The organism is Clostridium tetani (genome assembly GCF_900167265.1).
GTDB classification, from domain to species: Bacteria; Bacillota; Clostridia; order Clostridiales; family Clostridiaceae; genus Clostridium_G; species Clostridium_G tetani.
On sequence record NZ_FUWT01000030.1, the window covers coordinates 1 to 3307 of the forward strand.

The following is a 3307-nucleotide window of genomic DNA, read 5'->3' on the forward strand; positions in this document are numbered from 1 at the left end:
TTCTGTGGCGATGCAAGAAATGTAAATTATTATAAAGGAAAAAACATATGCAAAGATTGTTTAGATGAATTAAAAAGTAAATAAAAATACAGCATAAGGATTAACTTATGCTGTATTTTTATGTTAATAGTAGTTTAAATCATGATATATAACATATAGATAACTACTAACATAAAAATTCTTTAAATTAAAGGTATGATTGTTAATCTAAAAAATCTTTAAATTAGATAGGGTTTATAGACATGAATTCCGAACTATGTATATATAAAAATGCAAGATAAATATATAATTATCGTACTCTTGTTGCTCCACTGTAGTCACTTCTAGTTAATGGTGAAATTTTAACCACATCTCCTGTTCTAGGTGCATGCATATAAGCATTATTTCCTACGTATATACCAACATGGTGTGCAGGAGATCCGAAGAATACTAAGTCTCCTGGTTGTAAATTACCTCTAGACACAGGAGAACCCGCTCCCTGTTGATCTGAAGCTACTCTAGGTAAAGATACACCAAAATGTGCATAAACATATTTTACAAATCCTGAACAGTCAAAGGTATTTGGACCATTTCCACCCCAAGTATATGGTGTTCCTAAGAAATTTGATGCATAAGCAACAACTGTATCTGATGATAATGATGATGACCCTCTAGATGGAACATACTTTGGAACATTATCTCTTATTTTATTAACTTGTCTCATTGCTGCATCTATTTGAGCTTGATTTTCAGTTATTCTTGATGCGTACATTCTTTCTTGTCTTCTAAGTTCAGCTAATAAAGTATCTTGCTCTCTTTTCTTCTTATTTATATCAGATAATTTACTTTCGTTTTCTGATTTTAATGCTAGTAATTTTTTATTGTCATTATCTAATTTTTGTTTTTTTCCTTCAAGTGCTTGTCTTTTATTATTTAAATCTGAAATTATTTTCTTATCCATATCCATTATTCTTTTAATGGAATCAACTTTTGAAACTAAATCACTTAGCCCTTCTGCCTCTACAATTATATCTAAATAGCTTCCAACGCCATTCATATACATTGCTCTAACTCTCTTATTAAAGAGCTCTTGTTCTTTCTTAATGTTTTCTTCTGCTTTTACAATATCTTTTTCTGCCTTTTTTATTTCATTTTTAGTATTGGAAATTTTATTTTTCGTCTGAGAAATTTTGTGCATAAGTACTTCGATTTGATTGTCCATTTTTTCTACATCGGATTCTAACTTCTGTCTCTTACTTTTCACATCTTGTAATGAATTTCTGCTTTCATTTATTCTCTGCTGATAAGTTGCTCTATTGCCTGATAGTGGTTCTGCAAATACTGTAATATTACTAGATATTATTAGCCCTAATGCTACTAGTGCAGACACTATTTTCTTGTTCACACGAACACCCCCTGAAAAATTTAAAACTGTTTTCTTTAGAAAGGCTACTTTAATATTATAAAACATATATTTTACATTCTCAATATTAAAAGTCTGCATATTCTCTAATCTATTGTTACTTTTTTGTAAATACTTAGTCTTATTTCATATATCTATAGAGTATTTGTATACTTCTGACTTAGATATCTTTCTATCTTTAGCAGTTCTTTTTATTGCCTCTTTTTTACTTACTCCATCTTTCATATAAAATAAAATATGTTCGCTAATACTTAACTCTTTCCATTGGTCTAACTCTTCTTTTTCTAATTCTTCTTTACTTTTTCCTTCTATTACAATTACATATTCTCCTCTAGTAGAATTACATTTATAATAGTCTATAGCTTCCTCTAAGGTAAATCTATGAACTTGTTCATGAAGTTTTGATATCTCTCTGATTATAGATATTCTACGATTATTAAGATTTTCCTTTAAAAATTTTAAAGTATTTAATAACCTGTGGGGAGCTTCGTATATTATTATTGTTTCTGTGTAATCTTTTATTTCTTCTATAACTTCTTTTTTAAACTTGTTATCTCTTGGTAGAAAACCTCTAAATAAAAATTTAGTAGTATCTAATCCTGAATATATAAGTGCTGGTATAAGTGCTGTTGCTCCTGGTAGTACTTCATAATCTATATTTTGTTCTATACACTTTTTTACTATAACACTTCCTGGATCTGAAATAGCTGGTGTTCCTGCATCACTAACCAAAGCTATGTTATTGCCTTCTTCTAATAATCCTATAATATCCTGACTTTTTCCCTGTTCATTATGTTGATGATAACTTATCAACTTTTTTTTGATATCATAGTGATTTAATAACTTTATAGTTTGTCTTGTGTCCTCTGCAGCTATAATATCTACAACTTTAAGAGTATCTAATGCTCTTAAAGTTATATCTTTTAAATTCCCAATTGGAGTAGGAACTATATAAAGTTTTCCCTTACCCATTCTTATTCTCCTCCATTTTTACCGTAAATGTTAATTAGCTCTTCTGTATAATTACCTAAATTATCGTATATACAAAGAGTTTTTTCCCATTTTAAAAATTGTCCTCCATTTTTATGTCCTTCAATTAATAAAAGATTTGGTGATTTTTTTTCATTAGGTTGTATCATCTTTATAAGTTTCGGTTCTATTTTATATTTTCTCATTGTAGTCAAAATATCCACAATTCTTTCTGGTCTATGTATCATATAAAATCTACCTCTATCTTTTAAGAGAATATTGGCTGATTTTATAACATCATCTATATCACATAATATCTCATGTCTAGCTATTGAATCTTTACTATTTTTATTTATTATTCCTGAATCTTTTAATTTATATGGTGGATTAACTGTAACTACATCAAATTCTCCTAAATTCTTTAATAATTTAGTATCCTTTAAATCACCTAAAATAAATTTAACCTTTTCCTCTAATTCATTATACATAGCTGTTCTTTTAGCCATATCTACCATATCTTCTTGTATTTCTATTCCCAATATTTTATTGAATTTCCTTTTTCCTGATATTATAAATGGTACTATTCCCGTACCACTACATAAATCTAATATATTATCATTTCTTTTTATATTAGCAAAATTGGCCAATAATACTGCATCTACACCGAATCTAAAACCTAATTTCTTTTGTATTACAAATATATTGTTCAATTGCAAATCGTCTAATGTTTCATCTTCTCTTATTAATAAATCTTTATCCATTGAGATTTCCTTTCTAAACACTTGTTAAATCTTTATTAATTATTATTAACTAGTTTATACACAAAGTCAAATTTAAATAAAAAATAAAATGTACCCTATAGAATAGACACTCTAAAAAAAGTCTATCCCGTAGGGTACTTTTGTGTATAATTAAATAAAGAATAATTGATATTAG

Annotated in this window: 3 protein-coding genes and 1 pseudogene; 1 reads left to right on the forward strand and 3 read right to left on the reverse strand. The window is 27.7% G+C overall.

Going from position 1 to position 3307, the window contains the following annotated elements; translation table 11 throughout:
* Positions 1-84 (forward strand): annotated as a pseudogene (locus tag B5D21_RS14335) (AbrB/MazE/SpoVT family DNA-binding domain-containing protein); the annotation flags it as partial.
* A 205-nt stretch (positions 85-289) separates the two neighbouring features.
* On the opposite strand, the gene B5D21_RS13785 reads toward B5D21_RS14335, so the two are convergent.
* The 3 genes from B5D21_RS13785 to B5D21_RS13795 form a co-directional block, all read right to left on the reverse strand.
* Positions 290-1384, reverse strand: coding sequence for a C40 family peptidase (locus tag B5D21_RS13785; RefSeq protein ID WP_035110894.1), 1095 nt, complete (start codon positions 1382-1384; stop codon positions 290-292).
* Positions 1385-1528: 144 nt separating this feature from the next.
* Positions 1529-2374 (reverse strand): 16S rRNA (cytidine(1402)-2'-O)-methyltransferase, encoded by an 846-nt coding sequence (gene rsmI / locus B5D21_RS13790; RefSeq protein WP_011098541.1) that lies wholly within the window; start codon positions 2372-2374, stop codon positions 1529-1531.
* Positions 2375-2376: 2 nt separating this feature from the next.
* On the reverse strand, positions 2377-3132 hold the full coding sequence (locus B5D21_RS13795; protein WP_035110893.1) for a tRNA1(Val) (adenine(37)-N6)-methyltransferase: 756 nt from the start codon (positions 3130-3132) through the stop codon (positions 2377-2379).
* Between the last annotated feature and the right edge of the window lie 175 nt (positions 3133-3307).